The organism is Mesorhizobium sp. SARCC-RB16n, assembly GCF_008520305.1.
GTDB lineage: Bacteria > Pseudomonadota > Alphaproteobacteria > Rhizobiales > Rhizobiaceae > Mesorhizobium.
The window spans coordinates 26,555-44,095 of sequence record NZ_ML703270.1 but is presented as its reverse complement, the minus strand read 5'-3'; the positions used below and the strand labels follow the sequence as shown (position 1 = coordinate 44,095).

15 protein-coding genes are annotated in these 17,541 nt (G+C 63.5%); 11 read left to right on the top strand and 4 right to left on the bottom strand.

Annotation, left to right across the window (positions count from 1 at the left end; genetic code table 11):
- Positions 1-15 precede the first annotated feature (15 nt).
- From C7I87_RS18540 to C7I87_RS18525, 4 genes are all read left to right on the top strand, one after another.
- Positions 16-768, top strand: coding sequence for a glycosyltransferase family 2 protein (locus C7I87_RS18540; protein ID WP_149905560.1), 753 nt, complete (start codon positions 16-18; stop codon positions 766-768).
- The gene (locus C7I87_RS18535) at positions 768-1,445 is read left to right on the top strand and encodes a glycosyltransferase family 2 protein (protein ID WP_149905559.1); all 678 of its coding nucleotides are present in this window, start codon (positions 768-770) and stop codon (positions 1,443-1,445) included. The genes C7I87_RS18540 and C7I87_RS18535 overlap by 1 nt, the downstream gene beginning before the upstream one ends.
- Entirely contained in the window at positions 1,445-2,929 is a 1,485-nt protein-coding gene (locus C7I87_RS18530; protein ID WP_188393893.1) for a nucleotidyltransferase family protein, read from the top strand. The genes C7I87_RS18535 and C7I87_RS18530 overlap by 1 nt, the downstream gene beginning before the upstream one ends.
- Positions 2,930-3,144: 215 nt before the next feature.
- Complete coding sequence (locus tag C7I87_RS18525) at positions 3,145-4,707, top strand: hypothetical protein (RefSeq protein WP_149905557.1); 1,563 nt, start codon at positions 3,145-3,147, stop codon at positions 4,705-4,707.
- Between the two features lie 19 nt (positions 4,708-4,726).
- Here C7I87_RS18525 and C7I87_RS18520 read toward each other — a convergent pair whose 3' ends face one another.
- The 4 genes from C7I87_RS18520 to C7I87_RS18505 form a co-directional block, all read right to left on the bottom strand.
- On the bottom strand, positions 4,727-5,950 hold the full coding sequence (locus C7I87_RS18520; protein ID WP_149905556.1) for a glycosyltransferase family 87 protein: 1,224 nt from the start codon (positions 5,948-5,950) through the stop codon (positions 4,727-4,729).
- 56 nt (positions 5,951-6,006) lie between these two features.
- Positions 6,007-6,636: an alpha-ketoglutarate-dependent dioxygenase AlkB family protein gene (locus C7I87_RS18515; protein WP_149905555.1), complete on the bottom strand. Its 630-nt coding sequence runs from the start codon at positions 6,634-6,636 to the stop codon at positions 6,007-6,009.
- A 192-nt stretch (positions 6,637-6,828) separates the two neighbouring features.
- A complete protein-coding gene (arfB, locus tag C7I87_RS18510) occupies positions 6,829-7,266 on the bottom strand; it encodes an alternative ribosome rescue aminoacyl-tRNA hydrolase ArfB (RefSeq protein WP_140506833.1) in 438 nt (145 codons plus the stop codon).
- A 90-nt stretch (positions 7,267-7,356) separates the two neighbouring features.
- The gene (locus C7I87_RS18505; protein ID WP_149905554.1) at positions 7,357-8,967 is read right to left on the bottom strand and encodes a phosphoenolpyruvate carboxykinase; all 1,611 of its coding nucleotides are present in this window, start codon (positions 8,965-8,967) and stop codon (positions 7,357-7,359) included.
- A gap of 343 nt (positions 8,968-9,310) precedes the next feature.
- Here C7I87_RS18505 and C7I87_RS18500 point away from each other — a divergent pair, with 343 nt between their 5' ends.
- From C7I87_RS18500 to C7I87_RS18465, 7 genes are all read left to right on the top strand, one after another.
- Positions 9,311-10,012: a response regulator transcription factor gene (locus tag C7I87_RS18500; RefSeq protein ID WP_010912942.1), complete on the top strand. Its 702-nt coding sequence runs from the start codon at positions 9,311-9,313 to the stop codon at positions 10,010-10,012.
- 83 nt (positions 10,013-10,095) lie between these two features.
- A complete protein-coding gene (locus C7I87_RS18495; RefSeq protein ID WP_149905553.1) occupies positions 10,096-11,880 on the top strand; it encodes a sensor histidine kinase in 1,785 nt (594 codons plus the stop codon).
- Positions 11,881-11,899: 19 nt separating this feature from the next.
- Positions 11,900-12,361 carry an HPr kinase/phosphorylase gene (locus C7I87_RS18490; RefSeq protein ID WP_149905552.1) on the top strand — a complete coding sequence of 154 codons (462 nt, stop codon included), beginning with the start codon at positions 11,900-11,902 and terminating at the stop codon, positions 12,359-12,361.
- Positions 12,362-12,525: 164 nt separating this feature from the next.
- The gene (locus C7I87_RS18480) at positions 12,526-12,927 is read left to right on the top strand and encodes a PTS sugar transporter subunit IIA (RefSeq protein ID WP_010912939.1); all 402 of its coding nucleotides are present in this window, start codon (positions 12,526-12,528) and stop codon (positions 12,925-12,927) included.
- Positions 12,924-13,220: an HPr family phosphocarrier protein gene (locus C7I87_RS18475; RefSeq protein ID WP_149905551.1), complete on the top strand. Its 297-nt coding sequence runs from the start codon at positions 12,924-12,926 to the stop codon at positions 13,218-13,220. Before C7I87_RS18480 ends, C7I87_RS18475 begins: the two co-directional genes overlap by 4 nt.
- 173 nt (positions 13,221-13,393) lie before the next feature.
- Positions 13,394-14,794 carry an adenosylhomocysteinase gene (gene ahcY / locus C7I87_RS18470; RefSeq protein WP_149905550.1) on the top strand — a complete coding sequence of 467 codons (1,401 nt, stop codon included), beginning with the start codon at positions 13,394-13,396 and terminating at the stop codon, positions 14,792-14,794.
- 188 nt (positions 14,795-14,982) lie between these two features.
- Entirely contained in the window at positions 14,983-17,538 is a 2,556-nt protein-coding gene (locus tag C7I87_RS18465; protein WP_149905549.1) for a sensor histidine kinase, read from the top strand.
- The last annotated feature ends 3 nt before the right edge of the window (positions 17,539-17,541 follow it).

Below are 17,541 nucleotides of genomic sequence, written 5' to 3'. Positions count from 1 at the left end.
CCCGCGAGGTCGAGGATGAGACTGAGCGTGATCATGCCCGTCTACAATCGTGAGGCCTATGTCGGCGCTGCGCTGCGCTCGTTGATCAGGCAAGGCGACGCCGCAGACCTCGACATCATCGTCATCGATGACGGCTCGACCGATGGCTCGGCCGAGGCCGTGCGCGCCATCATGGACGATCATTCCTGCATCCGGCTGTTCCAACAGGAGAACATGGGAGTGACACGGGCGCGCAACAGCGGGCTCAGGCAGCTCAAGCCCGAGGCGGAACTCGTGTCGTTCCTCGACTCGGACGACATCTCGCCAGCCGGACGCTTCAAGGCCGATGTCGAGCTTTTCCGGAAGAAACCCGATCTCGATCTGACCTATTCGAGGATGATGCTGGTCGACAAGATCGACGACGGGACCCTGGAGCCGACGGCGGACAGCAACAGCATCACGGTTCGTGGCATTCATCTGTCGGCGGCGATCTTCGCGCGCCGGCTCGTCGCGCGGATAGGCGATTTCGACGAGGACTTCGTCCAGGCCGAAGACACCGACTACCTGCTGCGCGGTTTTGAGAGCGGCCCCAGTTACGTGCTTCCCGACACGGTCGCGCTCTATTACAGACGGCATGCGGGCAACATGACCAGGCAGGAGGGCGTCCAGTCGCGGGAATTCCTGCGCGCTATCTATAAATCCATGAAACGGCGCAAGGCCGACCCGTCGCTGCGCCCGATCGAAGGTATCTTCGAGCTCGACAAACTTTCAGATTGGCGTTCCCTGTGATGGACCGATACGGCGTCGTCATACCGGCCTTCAACGCCAGCGGCACCATTGCCGAGACGCTGCGATCGGTCGCGGCGCAGACGGTGCGCCCGGAACTGGTGGTGATCGTCGACGACGGATCAACCGACGATCTCGCCGCGGCGATCGGCGGAACGGACCTGCCGCTGCAATTGCTGCGCCAGGCAAATGCCGGACCGGGCAGCGCCACGACCAGAGGCATCGCCGCGCTGTCGACGCCGTTCATCGCAACGCTCGACGCCGACGATCTGTGGCTGCCGACCAAGATAGAGGGTCAGCTTGCCTATCTGCGAGGATTGCCCGGCACATCGGGCGTCTTCTGCCATGTGCGAAACTTCCGCAATGACCGGCCGGACGCACCCGAGGACGCCACCGTGCCCGGCTGGTCGCGGACCACGATGCTGATCCGGCGCGAGGTAGCCGAGACCGTCGGACCAGTCGTCGATCCGCCGGGCGGCCGCGGCGAAATGATCGACTGGATCGCGCGGGCACGCGAGGCGGGCCTTGTCCTCGACATGATGGAGGAGGTCCTGGCGCTGCGCCGCATCAGGCCCGGCAGCCTGTCCTACGGGCGTGATGCGACGCGCGACCGCGGCTACCTCGAAGTGGCGCGGCTGGCCATGCTGCGACGGGCCCGGAACAAGGCCGGCGCGGGCTGATGGCGCGCATCCGCCGCATCAGCCGACGTTTCCCGGACTATGGCTGGTCCTGGCCGACGGGCGGGCTCGACCAGTTGCTCAAGGCCGCGCTTCTTGCCGACGACGACGCGGCCGCCGGTCAAGCGATGCAGTGGCTGAGCGCCAACGACATCGATCTCGTTTCCTTCAGGGAGCATCGGCTGCTGGCCGCCATCTGCGACCGGTTCGGCCGGAAATTGGCCGGCCATTCCGCCTATCCACGTCTTGTCGGCCTGCAAAAGATGCTGTGGACCAAGTCGCGCATGGCGATGCGCGAGGCCGAACCGACGCTGCAGGCGATGACGGGCGCCGGATGCCTGGTGATGCTGATCAAGGGGGCCAGCCGCATCGCCTTGAACGCATCGGCGCAGCGTGGCCGGGTGGCGCACGACATCGACATATTGGTGCGGCCGCAGGACATGCGAACGGCGTTCGACGTGCTACGCGACCGCGACTGGCAGATCGCCACCGGGGTGAGCCCGCAATATCTGAGGACAAGACTGGCCTCGCTGCGCTCGATGAACTTCTTCAAGGGCAATTATGGCGACATCGATCTGCACCAGCTTGCCTATGACGGTTCGCAGCAAAGCGACGAGGACGACCAGGCGATCTGGCGGCGGGCGGCGGCGGCCGAATTCAGCGGTGTCGGCGTGCTGGTGCCGTCGCCTGCGGACCGCATCGCGCTCGCCATCGCGCATGGCGGGCTCGACGCCCACACGCATAGCGATTGGCTGGTCGATTGCGCAGTGGCCATTCGCGCCGGCGACGTCGACTGGGATGTGTTCCTCGATGTGGTCGCCAGGCGTGGCCTTGCCGTTGCCGCGGCGGTGGCGCTCTCCTACCTTGCGCTCGATATTGGCGTGGCGGTGCCGGACAGGGTGCTGGCGCACGTTCTTGACATGGCCGACCGCACCGGCCTTTCGCGCTGGTCAGCGGTGCTGCAGGCCAAGCCGCGAACCGATTTCGGCAGGCTGATCTGGCTGTCGCGCGGCTTTGCCAAGCAGTTGCGGCTGAGACGCAAGAGCGGCCGGCTGCGGCAAGAGCCAGCCGCCAAGGGGTGGCGAGGCAAGGCATGGCGTGGCAGGCCAGGCCCACGCGAGCCGCTGGAGGGACCGTCGCCGCTGGTCTTCTCGCAGACCATACCGTGCCCGCCAACGGTGGGGGAGATGATGCTGGACATCGTGGTCAGGATCAGCATTCCGCCGGTCCGGCGCCGCATCGAAATGGAGATCAACCGGGATGACGACCACGTCGCGCGCCTGCGTGCCATGGCCATCAGTCGATCCGGTGGGGAAAGGGTGCTGCGCTTCCGCGGCAAGGTCATGGTCGACGGCCGTCAGCATGCCTTGACGCTGGAAGCGCGGCCGTCGCGACAATTCCGCCAATGGGATGATCAGGCGACGGTCGCCGCCTATGGCGCCTTGCCGTTCGAGCTGGTCTCGGCGACCTTTTCGCCGCTGCGCTGAGACAGCAACCGCATCTGCTCGCTATGGCTATGTTGTCTGGCGGGCCTGCAGACGGTTCCCGCGTTCGCGGACCCTGAGCCCGGTAAGCATCCAGGCCGACAGCGACGCGCCGTGCAATCTGTAACGTTCGTTCAACCGCCAGTTAGAACGCCCTTAACTGCTGGCTGCTAGACACGCACCGATACTGGTTGTTCTGGTGATGAAAGCCATTTGCCATGGATGCGCCGCTCGTTGCTCAGGGCAAGCTGGCAAGCTCGAAATCTAGCAAGGCCGTATTTCGACTTGTCGGGCCGGTTGTCGCAACGCTGTTGATCGCCGTTTACGCGATCGTCGTCTCGCTCTTCGTGGTGCCGAGCAATGTCGACGTGTCCTGGCTGCTGACGGTTGGCGACCGTGTCCTCAACGGCGAACGCCTTTACGTCGATATCGCCGAAGGCAATCCCCCTTTTTCAACCTGGCTCTATCTGCCTTTCCTCGTCATGGAGCGCCTGACCGGGCTGTCGGCGGAATTCTGGGTGAGTGTGGGCGTAGCGGCGCTCGCGGCAGCTTCCGTCTGCTTTTCAGCTCGCATTCTTGCACGGGCCGACGAGGTTCTGAAGCGGCACGTCTGGATCATTCCGGCGGCGGTGTTTGTCGTGCTGTTCCTGTTTCCGCCGGATTTCGGCCAGCGCGAGCAGATTGCCATGATCGCCTTGCTGCCGTGGCTGGCGTTGCTTTCGGCACGTGACCGGACGCCGAATTTTCGTGCGGGCAGCACCGCCGAACAGATCGTCGCCGGTGTCGGCGCCGGTATTTTCGTGATGATCAAACCACCCTACAGCGTGCTGGCTCTGGCGCTGCCGGCCCTTGTGATTGCATTACAGCGACGCTCGCTGCGTCCGCTTTTTACAACGGAGAGTGTGGTCGGCGGTATTCTGACTGTTGCCTACCTGATTGCCCTTGGCGTTTTCATGCAGCCTTTCTTCGCCGAGGTGCTGCCTTTGTTGCGTCAGGTCTATTTGCCGACGCGGATGCCGGTCATGGACATGTTGATGCTATGGCCTATCCCTATGTTCGCGGCCATGGCAGGGGCCACACTGGTGATGGCTTATCCCGGCCGGCCTCATCGCGATGCGCAAATACTGCTTCTGGCGGGAGCGGCCTATGTCCCTGCCTTCGTCATCATGGGCAAGGGGTGGACGTATCAGGCGCTGCCGTTCCTGACAGTCGGGGTCCTGGCATTGATGCTGCAGTCTGTCAGGCTGAGACCATTGCGAAGCCTCCCCTCGCCGGCCATCTTTGGGACCGCGCTTGGGCTGTTTTCGATCGTGAAATTGGTCGTGGCGCAGCAAGGTCTGGCATTCACTCAGCCACGCGGCGATCTCGACGCGGCGGCGGTCGCCGTCACCCGCGCGATCGACCATCCAACTTTCATGTCGATCGGCTCGCGGCTGCAAGCCGGCAACCCCCTCGCCCGAATGACGGGCGCCCGTGTCGTGGCGCGTAACCCGTCCGCCTGGATGGTCAACGATGCCGGGATCCTCATTCAGTTGGCGCAGGACCCTGCCCAACGGCTGGATCTGGAAACCTTGCGCCAGCAATATACCGCGGCGATCGCCGGCGAACTTGCCGCGAAGCGGCCCGACATCGTGGTCGACGACGGGACGGCGGAGCCGCGTGCGCCAATACCCTTGAGGGACAACATCGCAATCGCCAAGACCTTGTCGGATTACCGCCCATTGCTTCAGAACGGGTCGGTGACCGTGTTCATCCGCGCCGACGTCAAGGCCCGCCAATAGATATTTACAGCCAAGCGTCCTACGACGGCATGTCGATGCCAGGCGTGCCGCCAACCGTGGTCCTGCGCTCGCGGGCTATTATGTCGGCAAGCATCCATGCCGACAGAAACAACGGTACCAGCACGCCGACGCCAAGCCCGGCATTGTTCACCAGATGGGCGATGGCCGGGTATAGCCAGATCAGAGCCAGAAAAATCCTTGGCATGGCATTGCGCGTCGAGAACAGATAGGCGACGGCAACGGCTAGGCCGATCGTATCGTAGCTATAGCCGTAAGGCGTCGCCAGTGTCGCCAGCACGGCGGTGAGCACGACCCGTTCGCGGTGCTCGACCCGCCGCCATGGCAACCAGATCCAGATCGCCGTTGCGATCGCCGCGACCGCGGCAATGGCTTGCAGCGCATAGGCCGCGGTCAGTCCCAGACCCGATGCACGAGCCAGGAAGAACATGGTCGCCGCATTCGACTGATAGGGCTGAGGGTAGGGAGCCTCGAGAATCTTCGTCATCAGGGGACGGGTCTCGGTCCAGAACAGCGTCCAGACCTCGGAGCCCAGCAGCAGGCCGGTCAGGACGATCAGGGCCGACGACGACAGCGCGGCGGCGACAATGGCGCGCCAGTTGCCGTTCGCCAGCAAGCAGAATGGCACCAGTATGCCGAGATGCGGTTTTACCGTCAGCAGGCCGAAGAGCAGCCCTGCCAGGACCGGCCGCTTCGGCACCGCCGCCAATCCGCCGATGAGCAAGGCCGTCGTCAGGGCGCCGTTCTGGCCGAAGGCCGCGTTGAGCAGCACCGCCGGACAAAAGAGGATGGCTGCTTCGGCAGCCTTGCCCAGTTGCAGCGGCCGGATGGCCAGCCAGAGACAAAACACCGTGCCCAAGGTCCAGACGAGATAGGCGGGAAATATCGGCAGCAGCGCAAGCGGCGCGCCGAAAATCAGGATGCTGGGCGGGTAGCTCCACTCCTGGTTGGGGAGGTCTGGCGAAAACATGTGCCGCAGGGTTGCGCGGTAGCTGTCCATGTCGAACAGGAACGCGACATGCCCGTCGAGCGCCATGCGTCCGCCCGCCCAGAGGTTTGTGAAGTCCCAATAGGGCATTCCGTGGCTGACCACGGACAAGCCGCGCTCGTCGGATGTCCACAATCCCAGGTGATAGCGCAGCCCGATCAGAATCCCGGTGCACAGCACAAGTGCCGCGAAACGGATATCGGATCGATTGGGGGCAGTCTGGTTGACTGATGCCATTGCGCTGTTTTTCAAGACCCTGGCAGCCTTGATAGGGGACGCGCGTTAAGATCGGCTTATTTGGAGGTCTCGTCGGGCTTCGTCACCCGCCGCAGCGTCAGATTGATCCTGCCGCCGTTTTTGAGCAGCGCCGAGGTCGAAGGGTAGATGCGGTCGACGCCATGGAAGGCAAGACGGCCCTCGCCGCCAAGCACGACGACATCGCCGCTTTTCAGCCTGAACGATTTGGTGGCGCCATCGCGCGTTGTCTGGCCGACCCTGAACAGGCAGTCGTCGCCCAGCGAGACAGAGACGACGGGTGCCGAGAAATCGGCCTCGTCGCGATCCTGATGCAGGCCCATCTTCGCGTCAGGCGCGTAGAAATTGATCAGGCAGGCCTCCGGTGGATTCGGATAGCCCGACACCTGCCGCCACAAGTCGAGCAGGCTGTCGGGGATAGGCGGCCATGGCTCTCCGGTCAGCGGATGCGTCGGCTGGTAGCGATAGCCGCGTTCCTTGTCGGTGACCCAGCCGAGCGGACCGCAATTGGTCATGCGCACGCTCATCTCCTTGCCGGTCCGCGGCATGGCCGGCACGAACAGCGGCGCTTGCTGGACGATGCTCCTCACTTCCTCGACCAGCGTCTCCTGGATGGCGCGGGACAGATGGCCCGGCATGTGGCGGACGCCCTTGGGCAGAACGAGCATGGGATTGGCTCACCTCGCGGATGTTCGGAGCCACAGGATGCCACCATCACAGGCATGGGGCGACCCGAAATCCGTCGTCGATCTCACTGAAATTTCGGAAGCGGGAATAGGCGGTGAATTCGCGTTTCCCAAGTGGCCAAAGGCGGTTGATGAACAAGAATGGGAGACCGTTTGTACACATGATGGGGATGATTAATCGTTCTCTACCCGGCCGCGCAGCTTCTTGATCGTACCGCGTCCCGCCTTGCTCTTCAGCCGCCGCTCGACCGCACCCTTGGACGGCCGTGTCTTCTTGCGCGGCGGCGGCGGGGGTTCGGCGGCCTTGGCCACCAGTGCCGTGAGCCTGGCCCGCGCATCGGCGCGGTTCTGCTCCTGCGTGCGGAAGCGTCCTGCCTCGATGACGATGACACCGTCCTTGGTGGCGCGTTGGCCAGCAAGTTTTATGGTCCGCTCGCGCACGCGCTCCGACAGGCCCTCCGCGTTCTGCGCGTCGAAGCGAAGCTGCACCGCCGTCGCCACCTTGTTGACATTCTGGCCGCCCGGACCGGACGAGCGGATGAAATCCTCGTGCAGGTCGCCCGGGTGTATCACGGCCTCGCCTGAGATGATGATGTCGTCGTCGATCGGCATGCCGCAGTCATGGCGCGGCGGACCGAAAAAGAAAAGGCCCGATCGAAACCGAGCCTTCAATGGTGCTGAGCCGCAACGATGCCTTGGCGATTACTCCGCCGCTTCCTGCATGCGGGGCGCCGCGCCCATGATGGTTGCATCGACATGCGGTTCGAATTTCTCGAAATTGACGGCGAACATGCCGACCAGCCTTGCCGCCTGTCGGTCATAAGCAAGCTTGTCGGCCCATGTCGAGCGCGGGTCGAGAATGGCGCTGTCGACGCCAGGCACCGCCACCGGCACCTCGAAGCCGAAATTGGCGTCTGTGCGGAACGCGCCTGCCTTCAGCGAGCCGTCGAGGACGGCGGCGAGCAAGGCGCGCGTCGCCTTGATCGGCATACGCTTGCCGGTGCCATGGGCGCCGCCGGTCCAGCCGGTGTTGACCAGCCAGCAATCGGCGCCATGGCGGGCAATGAGCTCGCGCAGAAGATTGCCATATTCCGACGGATGGCGCGGCATGAACGGCGCGCCGAAACAGGTCGAGAAGGTCGCTTCGGGCTCGGTCACGCCCTTTTCCGTTCCCGCCACCTTGGCCGTGTAGCCGGAGAGGAAATGATACATCGCCTGCGCCGGCGTCAGCCTGGCGATCGGCGGCATCACGCCGAAAGCGTCGGCGGTCAGCATGATAATGTTTTTCGGGTGATTGGCGCGCCCGGTCTTGGACGCATTCGGGATGAAGTCGAGCGGGTAAGCGCAGCGTGTGTTTTCGGTGAGCCGCCCGTCATTGAAATCCGGCACGGCGTCGGCGTCGAGCACGACATTTTCCAGCACCGTGCCAAAGCGCTGCGTGGTGGCGAAGATCTCCGGCTCGGCTTCCGCCGACAGCTTTATCGTCTTGGCGTAGCAGCCGCCTTCGAAATTGAAGATGCCGTGCGGGCCCCAGCCATGCTCGTCGTCGCCGATCAATGTACGCGACGGATCGGCCGACAGCGTGGTCTTGCCGGTGCCCGACAGGCCGAAGAAGATGGCGGCGTCGCCGGCCGGTCCCTCATTGGCCGAGCAGTGCATCGGCATCACGCCCTTCGCCGGCAGGAGGTAGTTGAGCATGGTGAACACCGACTTCTTCATCTCGCCGGCATAGGAGGTGCCGCCGATCAACACGATCTTGCGCGTCAGGTCGACGGCGATCACCGTCTCGGCGCGGCTGCCATGGCGGGCGGGATCGGCGCGGAAAGACGGCAGGTCGATGATCGTCATTCCGGGCTCGAACTGTTCGAGTTCGGCCGCGCCGGGACGGATCAGCAGGTTGCGGATGAACAGCGAGTGCCAGGCAAATTCGGTGATCACCCTGGTGGGCAGCTTGAGCTCCGCGTCGGCGCCGCCGACCAGATCCTGCACATAGAGATCCTTGTCCGCGGCGTGGGCCTGGAAATCGGCGAGCAGCGTGTCGAATTGAGCCGGCGAGATCGCCTTGTTATTGTCCCACCAGACTTGCGGTTCGGTGGCGCCGTCGCGAACGACGAACTTGTCCTTGGGAGAGCGACCGGTGTGCTGGCCGGTCTCGGCGACAAGCGCGCCATGCGCGGTCAGCCGGGCCTCTCCGCGCCGGATCGATTCCTCGTAAAGGGCGGCCGCGCCGAAATTGTAGCGCACCACGCCGGAGGTTTTCAGACCGATACGATCGATCGCGCAGGCAGGATTGCGTTTGCCGACTTCCGACATTGGTGACCCTTCTCAAGATTTGCCGCATCTGTGCCGGCATATTTCCGGCAACCTACTAAGCAGGATAGATGGTCAGAACCAGAAAAGCCAAATGATATCAAATCTTTAATCGATTTAAATATTTTGAAAGTTGTTTAAATCGTTTATATATGCAAAAAGTTTGGTGGTTGCCCAAAGGATTGGCGGTGCTCGTTCGTCCAATCCTCGGCGAGGTAGGATTGTGGCCGCCGGCACGCCGCTCGTGACAGCGGACAAGGCCTATGCCACATTTTGTACCTAATTTGTCCTGCAAAAGCCCCTTCTCTTACGACAGAAGGGACAGCTCATGAGGGAGCCGCTTGAAATGGCAACAATCGCGCTTGTCGATGACGACCGCAACATTCTGACGTCGGTGTCGATCGCCCTCGAATCCGAGGGGTATCGCGTCGAGACCTATACGGATGGTGCGTCCGCGCTGGAAGGCCTGGCGGCCCGGCCGCCGAATCTCGCCATCCTCGACATCAAGATGCCGCGCATGGACGGCATGGAGCTTCTGCGCCGGATGCGCCAGAAATCCGATCTGCCGGTGATCTTCCTGACCTCCAAGGACGACGAGATCGATGAATTGTTCGGTCTCAAGATGGGCGCCGACGACTTCATCCGCAAACCGTTCTCGCAGCGCCTGCTGGTCGAACGGGTGCGCGCCGTGCTGCGCCGGGCCAGCGCCCGCGAGGCTGCGGCAAAAGCGCCGAGCCAGCAGGCCCGCTCGCTCGAGCGCGGCCAGCTCGTCATGGACCAGGAACGCCATACCTGCACCTGGAAGGGCGAACCGGTGACGCTCACCGTCACCGAGTTCCTGATCCTGCATTCGCTGGCGCAACGCCCCGGCGTGGTAAAAAGCCGTGATGCGCTGATGGATTCGGCTTATGATGAGCAGGTCTATGTCGATGACCGCACGATCGACAGCCACATCAAGCGGCTGCGCAAGAAGTTCAAGGCCGTCGATGACGACTTCGAGATGATCGAAACCCTTTACGGAGTCGGATACCGGTTCCGCGAAGCATAATTTGATGTATGTCGACCAAAAGCGGTCCTGGGCTCGGGACTGCGACATGCGTCAAACCAAGGACTAGCGGGAGCTGCTATTCGATGGCAGTGGAAGCACAGCGAACAAGACCGGCGGGCGCTGCCAGGCGGCCGTCGCGCATCATGCCGTCCTTCGTGTCGAAATTCACGGTGCCGATGCGCCGTTTCCTCGGCCACCATATCTTTTCCAGCCTGACGCGGCGTATCCTCTTCCTCAACCTTGCCGGCCTGGCTGTCCTGGTCACCGGCATTCTCTACCTCAACACCTTCCGCGACGGGCTGATCGACGCGCGTGTCGAAAGCTTGATGACGCAGGGCGAGATCATCGCCGGCGCCATCGCGGCGTCGGCGACGGTCGAGACGGATTCGATCAGCATCGACCCGGAAAAGCTGCTCGAGCTGCAGGCCGGCGAAAGCCTGGGGCCGGGCTCGGACCAGCTCGACAATCTGGATTTTCCGATCAATCCCGAGCGCGTGGCGCCGGTGCTGCGGCGGCTGATCTCGCCGACCCGTACTCGCGCCCGCATCTATGACCGCGACGCCAACCTGCTGCTCGATTCGCGCCATCTCTATTCGCGCGGCCAGATCCTGCGCTACGACCTGCCGCCGGTCGACGAGGAAGAGCCCGACCTTGTCGAGAGCATCCAGAAATTCATCTTCGACTTCTTCCGCAATACCGACCTGCCGGTCTATCACGAGCAGCCGGGCGGCAATGGTGCCGCCTATCCGGAAGTGGTCAAGGCGCTGACCGGCAGCCCGTCGACCATCGTGCGCGTCTCGGAACAGGGTGAGCAGATCGTCTCGGTGGCGGTGCCGATCCAGCGTTTTCGCGCCGTTCTCGGTGTGCTGATGCTGTCGACCGAAGGCGGCGATATCGACAAGATCGTCGCCGCCGAACGCAAGGCGATCCTGCGCGTCTTCGGCATCGCGGCCCTCGTCACGGCCATCCTGTCGATGCTCTTGGCTTCGACCATCGCCAATCCGCTGCGGCGTCTGTCCGCCGCTGCCGTACGGGTCAGGCGCGGCGTCAAGAGCCGCGAAGAAATCCCGGATTTTTCCGACCGCCAGGACGAGATAGGCAATCTGTCGATCGCTGTGCGCGACATGACCAACGCGCTCTACGCGCGCATCGAGGCGATCGAGAGCTTCGCCGCCGATGTTTCGCATGAGCTGAAGAACCCGTTGACGTCGCTACGCAGCGCTGTCGAAACACTGCCCCTGGCGAAGAATGACACCTCTCGCGCGCGTCTGATGGAGATCATCCAGCATGACGTCAAACGGCTGGACCGCCTCATCACCGACATTTCCGATGCCTCCCGTCTCGACGCCGAACTGGCGCGCGAGGACGCGGGAACCGTCGACCTGAAGAAATTCGTTACCGACCTCGTCGCTGTTTCGCGTGAAGCGACGCGCAACAAGAAGGCGGTCGAGATCGAGCTCAAGGTTGCCAAGCTACCGCAGGGCGCCAAGGGCTATGTCGTCGTCGGTCATGACCTGCGCATCGGCCAGGTCATCACCAATTTGATCGAGAACGCCCGCTCCTTTGTGCCCGAGGACCATGGCCACATCAGCCTGTCGCTGGCGCGCGCCGGCAAGTTCAACATCCTGACCGTCGACGACAATGGTCCCGGCATCCGCGCCGACAACATCGACCGCATCTTCGAACGCTTCTATACCGACCGGCCCGCCGGCGAGGCGTTCGGCCAGAATTCGGGCCTTGGCCTGTCGATCTCCAGGCAGATCGTCGAGGCCCATGGCGGTACGCTGACCGCCGAAAACATTCCCGGCACCAAGCCTGGCGAGATCAAGGGCGCACGCTTCGTCGTGACGCTGCCGGCCGAGGGATGACCTTGGCTCGAACATAACCATGCCCGAAGCCGCCGCGCAGCCTGAAAACATCCACGGAACCGCGATCCTGATCGGCGATCGCGGCGTTCTCATCACCGGGGCGTCCGGCGCCGGCAAGACGACACTGGCGCTGACACTCCTGGACCACTGCCGGGCGCGCGCGCTGTTCTCGCGGCTGATCGGCGACGACAGGCTGCTTGCCTCGGCCCACGCCGGGCGGCTGGTCTGCCGCGTGCCGCCGACCATCGCTGGTCTCGCCGAGGTGCCTGGGTTCATGCCGCGCCCGCTGCCATTCGAGCCGGGCGGCGTAATCGACCTGCATGTGCGGCTTGTGCCGAAGGCGGAAATGGCCCGTTTCCAGGAGGAACTCAGTGAGCCGGTCGCAGGCTGCCCGGTGCCGCGTATCGACCTTGCCGAGCGCAACGCCGCCACGGCCTTGCCGGCCATCATGGCGCGGCTGTCGATCGCGCCTTTTCTATGATCCGCCCAGGGTTTTTTGCTGCAATGCGTCAAAATGGCATGGGCCGGCGCAATTTTGGGCTTGTCAACGGGCCGCGCGTCGACAAGATAGCGCTCCCGCCGCCTGGAATGGCTGGCGAGCATAAAATGCGCCTGTGAAGCGTCGATGACGGGAGCCACCAAAGAATGATCGGACTCGTGCTTGTAACGCACGGTCAACTGGCCACCGAGTTCCGACATGCCGTCGAACATGTCGTCGGGCCACAAGACAATTTCGAAACCGTGGCGATCGGTGCCGACGACGATATGGAGCAGCGTCGCCGCGACATCGTCGACGCGGTCGCCCGCGTCGATACCGGGGCAGGTGTGATCGTGCTGACCGACATGTTCGGCGGCACGCCATCCAACCTGGCAATCTCGGTGATGGAGTCCGGCCGCACCGAGGTGATCGCCGGCATGAACCTGCCGATGCTGATCAAGCTGTCGTCGATTCGCAAGGGCGACAACATGGCGGCCGCGCTCGACGAGGCGCAGGCCGCAGGCCGCAAATACATCAACGTCGCCAGCCAGCTTCTGAGCAGTAAATGAACGCGATATCCCCGGAAAAAGACCAGATCGTCCGGGAGTTTCCGATCGTCAACCAGCGCGGCCTGCATGCGCGCGCTTCGGCGAAATTCGTCCAGCTTGCCAGCGGTTTCAACGCTTCGGTCCATGTCGAAAAGGACGGCGTCAAAGTCGGCGGCACCTCGATCATGGGCCTGATGATGCTGGCCGCCAGCCCGGGATACTCGATCCGCGTGACCGCCAGCGGACCGGAGGCGCTCGAGGTCATGGATGCGCTGGAGCAGCTTGTCGCCTCCCGTTTCGGCGAAGAGTGCTGACCCCCAAGTCAGGTCTCCGGGACATGCACGAATAAAGATTTCTTTATATCCCATTGTCGTGCGAAGCCTGATCTGCTAGTCAGGCCGGCAATTCGCGCCCTTGGAAATGTCTTCCGGCACGGGCGCATCCGCAAACAATTCGCACGCATAACAATTCGCATCGGAGCACTGCCATGACGGGTAGCAAAGACTATGTGGTCGCCGACATCTCGCTTGCCGGCTGGGGCCGCAAGGAACTCGATATCGCCGAAACCGAAATGCCGGGCCTGATGGCCTGCCGCGAGGAATTCGGCGCCAAGCAGCCGCTCAAGGGCGCGCGCATCACCGGCTCGCTGCACATGACCATCCAGACGGCGGTGCTGATCGAAACGCTGAAGGCGCTCGGCGCCGACATCCGCTGGGCTTCCTGCAACATCTTCTCGACCCAGGACCACGCCGCCGCGGCCATTGCCGAGACCGGCATTCCGGTCTTCGCCGTCAAGGGCGAGAGCCTCGAGCAGTACTGGGACTACACCGACAGGATCTTCCAGTGGGCAGATGGCGGCCTCTCCAACATGATCCTCGATGATGGCGGCGACGCCACCATGTACATCCTGATCGGCGCCCGCGCCGAGGCCGGCGAGGACGTGCTGTCCAATCCGCAGAGCGAGGAAGAGGAATACTTCTACGCCCAGGTCAAGAAGCGCCTGAAGGCTTCGCCTGGCTTCTTCACCAAGCAGAAGGCGGCGATCCGCGGCGTTACTGAAGAGACGACGACCGGCGTCAACCGGCTCTACCAGTTGCAGAAGAAGGGCCTGCTGCCCTTCCCCGCCATCAACGTCAACGACTCGGTCACCAAGTCGAAGTTCGACAACAAATATGGCTGCAAGGAATCGCTGGTCGACGGCATCCGTCGCGGCACCGACACGATGATGGCCGGCAAGGTCGCGGTCGTGTGCGGCTATGGCGACGTCGGCAAGGGCTCGTCGGCCTCGCTCAAGGGTGCGGGCGCCCGCGTCAAGGTCACCGAGGTCGACCCGATCTGCGCGCTGCAGGCGGCGATGGACGGCTTTGAAGTGGTCACGCTGGAAGATGCGGCACCGACCGCCGACATCGTCATCACCACCACCGGCAACAAGGATGTCGTCACCCTCGACCATATGCGCTCGATGAAGGACATGGTGATCGTCGGCAACATCGGCCATTTCGACAACGAGATCCAGGTCGCCTCGCTGCGCAATCTGAAGTGGACCAATGTCAAGCCGCAGGTCGACATGATCACCTTCCCGGACGGCAAGCGGATGATCCTCCTGTCGGAGGGCCGCCTGCTCAATCTCGGCAACGCCACCGGCCATCCGAGCTTCGTCATGTCGGCGTCCTTCACCAACCAGGTGCTGGCGCAGATCGAACTGTTCACCAAGGGCGAGCAGTACCAGAACCAGGTCTATGTGCTGCCCAAGCATCTTGACGAGAAGGTCGCGCGCCTGCATCTCGACAAGCTCGGCGCCCGGTTGACCGAACTATCGGGCGAGCAGGCAGCCTATATCGGCGTCACGCCGCAGGGTCCGTTCAAGCCGGAACACTACCGCTATTAACCAAATCCAAATTTGCCACCAGATATTGACGCCGGGCGATTGACTTTTCGCCCGGCTTTATTTTTGCGCCGAATGATTCTTCACGCCGATTCCGGCAGGCGCTATTGTTGTGATTCGCGGGTCCGGGGACGAGGATCGGCGCACGCATCAGGGCGGTCTTGCATTCAGGCGGCGAAGAGGACCAAGACATGCCGGGGGATAACCCGCTTCACGCGGGACAGGCCGTTTCCGGCGGCCATGACGATTCGAGGACCATGGGCTCCGCCACGCGAGGCGAGCGCCTTTCATGGCGCGCCCGTGCGGGATTGCTCCTTGCCGGCTCCGCTCTTGCCTGTCCCTTGGCGAGCGCGGTCGCGCATGCCCAGGCCGCCGGCGCCTCGGTGGCCAATCTTTCGATCAGCACCGTCGAGGTCGTACAACTGGCCGTATTCGTCGGCGTGACGGGTACGGCATTCCTGTCGGCCATCGTTCTCATCCGCGAACGGGCGCGTACCTCGGCGGAGAATGTCGAACTGAGAAGCCGCGTCGCCGATATCAGCGCGGCGTTGCGGCGTTCGGAAGCACTGCTCAATTTGCGCGATCAGCGTGTCGTCGTCTGGGCCTCGGAAAACAAGAAACCCGAACTCATCGGCACATTGCCGACCGAAAGCGGCGCGCCGGAGGAACGGTCCGCGTTCCTCGCCTTTGGCCGCTGGCTGATGCCGCGTTCGGCCGCGGCACTCGAACATGCCGTGGCGGGTCTGCGCGAAAAAGGCAGGCCGTTCGACCTGGTGATCGAATCCCAGGCCGGCGCTCCATTGGAAGTGCACGGCCGCAAGAGCGCGGCGCATGTGCTGGTGCGGTTCGTTTCGCTGTCCGAGACACAGCGCAGCCAAGCCCGGCTCAAGATCGACAACCAGCGGCTGGCCACCGACCATGACACGATGATCGGCCTGCTCGAGGCGCTGAAGATGCCGGCATGGCTGCGTGACGAGCATGGCCGCCTGAAATGGGTCAACCGGGCCTATGCCGACGCGGTCGAAGCCGAGAGCGCGGAAGCCGCGGTGCGTGACGCCAAGGAGTTCCTCGGCGGCCAGGCGCGCGAGGCCATCGCCACGCAACACAAATCGCATCCGGTGTTCGAGCAGTCGCTTTCGACGGTGATCGAGGGCGACCGCCGCGTGTTCGCCGTGACCGACTTTGCCGGCGCCGACGGTTCGGCCGGCCTTGCCTGCGACACCAGCGCCATCGAAGCCATCCGTGGCGAATATGAGCGGACCGTACGCAGCCACGCCGATACGCTCGACCAGCTCAATACCGCGGTCGCCATCTTCGACACCGACGAGAAGCTGCGCTTCTTCAACCAGGCTTTCCAGAAACTGTGGGGGCTCGACAGCGGCTTCCTGCACAGCGCGCCTGACAATGCCCTTTTGCTCGACCGGCTGCGCAGCGAGGGCAAGATCGCTGAACAGCCGGAATGGCGCCGCTGGAAGGAAGGCCTGCTCGGCGCCTACCGTGCGGTCGAATCTCAGGAACACTGGTGGCACCTGCCGGACGGCAAGACGATCCGCGTCGTCGCCAACCCGCAACCCAAGGGCGGCGTCACGTGGGTGTTCGAGAACCTTACCGAGAAGATGGATCTCGAAAGCCGCTACCGCACCGCGGTTCGGGTCCAGGGTGAAACACTCGACAATCTCGCCGAAGGCGTCGCGGTGTTCGGCCCCGACGGACGGCTGCGGCTGTCGAACCCGGCTTTCGCCACTCTGTGGGGGTTGGACAGGGAAGCGGCCAAGCCCAATGTGCATGTATCGGCCATACGCGATCTCTCCGATCGGCAAGCGGTCGAGAGCCCCTGGCCCGGCTTCGTCGCCGCCATCACCGGCTTCGACGACGAGCGCCGCGACCGCCACGGCCAGACCGAGCTCAACAACGGCACCGTGCTGCGTTACGCCGTGATCCCGCTGCCCAACGGGCAAGTGATGATGACCTTCGTCGACGTCACCGACAGCGTCCATGTCGAACGCGCGCTCAAGGACAGGAACGAGGCGCTCGAGAAATCAGACCAGCTCAAGAACGAATTCGTCCAGCATGTGTCCTACGAACTGCGTTCGCCGCTGACCAACATCATCGGCTTCACCGAGCTGTTGTCGCTGCCGTCTACCGGCCCGTTGACGCAGAAGCAGCGCGAATATGTCGAGCATGTCGGCTCGTCCTCCTCGGTGCTGCTGACCATCGTCAACGACATACTCGACCTGGCGACGGTCGATGCCGGCATTATGCAGCTCGACATTTCCGAAGTGCATGTCGACCGCACCATCGCGGCCGCGGCCGAGCTTGTCGCCGACCGGCTGGAGGAGCATTCGATCCGGCTTGCGGTCGACGCCGCCGCCGCGCCGAAGACGTTCCACGGCGACGAAACCCGCATCCGCCAGATCCTCTACAATTTGCTGAGCAACGCCGCCAACTACGCGCCGGAGGCCAGCACCATCCGGCTGGCCTGCCGCCAGTTGGCGGACGGGGTGGAATTCTCGGTCCACGATGATGGGCCAGGCATGCCGCCCGACGTGCTCGATTCGGTATTCCGCCGCTTCGAGCCGCGCGCCAATGGCGGCCGCCGGCGCGGCGCCGGCCTCGGCCTGTCGATCGTCAAGAGCTTTGTCGAACTGCACGGCGGCGCCGTTCGCATCGAAACCGGCAAGGACAAGGGCACGACCGTCATCTGCACCTTTCCCGACATGCCGGGTATCCGCGCAGCGGCCGAGTAGCGC

Coding starts and splice junctions, on each gene's coding strand:
- C7I87_RS18540 (WP_149905560.1), top strand. CDS start 16: ATGAGACTGAGCGTGATCATGCCCGTCTACAATCGTGAGGCCTATGTC.
- C7I87_RS18535 (WP_149905559.1), top strand. CDS start 768: ATGGACCGATACGGCGTCGTCATACCGGCCTTCAACGCCAGCGGCACC.
- C7I87_RS18530 (WP_188393893.1), top strand. CDS start 1,445: ATGGCGCGCATCCGCCGCATCAGCCGACGTTTCCCGGACTATGGCTGG.
- C7I87_RS18525 (WP_149905557.1), top strand. CDS start 3,145: ATGGATGCGCCGCTCGTTGCTCAGGGCAAGCTGGCAAGCTCGAAATCT.
- C7I87_RS18520 (WP_149905556.1), bottom strand. CDS start 5,950: ATGGCATCAGTCAACCAGACTGCCCCCAATCGATCCGATATCCGTTTC.
- C7I87_RS18515 (WP_149905555.1), bottom strand. CDS start 6,636: ATGCTCGTTCTGCCCAAGGGCGTCCGCCACATGCCGGGCCATCTGTCC.
- arfB (WP_140506833.1), bottom strand. CDS start 7,266: ATGCCGATCGACGACGACATCATCATCTCAGGCGAGGCCGTGATACAC.
- C7I87_RS18505 (WP_149905554.1), bottom strand. CDS start 8,967: ATGTCGGAAGTCGGCAAACGCAATCCTGCCTGCGCGATCGATCGTATC.
- C7I87_RS18500 (WP_010912942.1), top strand. CDS start 9,311: ATGGCAACAATCGCGCTTGTCGATGACGACCGCAACATTCTGACGTCG.
- C7I87_RS18495 (WP_149905553.1), top strand. CDS start 10,096: ATGGCAGTGGAAGCACAGCGAACAAGACCGGCGGGCGCTGCCAGGCGG.
- C7I87_RS18490 (WP_149905552.1), top strand. CDS start 11,900: ATGCCCGAAGCCGCCGCGCAGCCTGAAAACATCCACGGAACCGCGATC.
- C7I87_RS18480 (WP_010912939.1), top strand. CDS start 12,526: ATGATCGGACTCGTGCTTGTAACGCACGGTCAACTGGCCACCGAGTTC.
- C7I87_RS18475 (WP_149905551.1), top strand. CDS start 12,924: ATGAACGCGATATCCCCGGAAAAAGACCAGATCGTCCGGGAGTTTCCG.
- ahcY (WP_149905550.1), top strand. CDS start 13,394: ATGACGGGTAGCAAAGACTATGTGGTCGCCGACATCTCGCTTGCCGGC.
- C7I87_RS18465 (WP_149905549.1), top strand. CDS start 14,983: ATGCCGGGGGATAACCCGCTTCACGCGGGACAGGCCGTTTCCGGCGGC.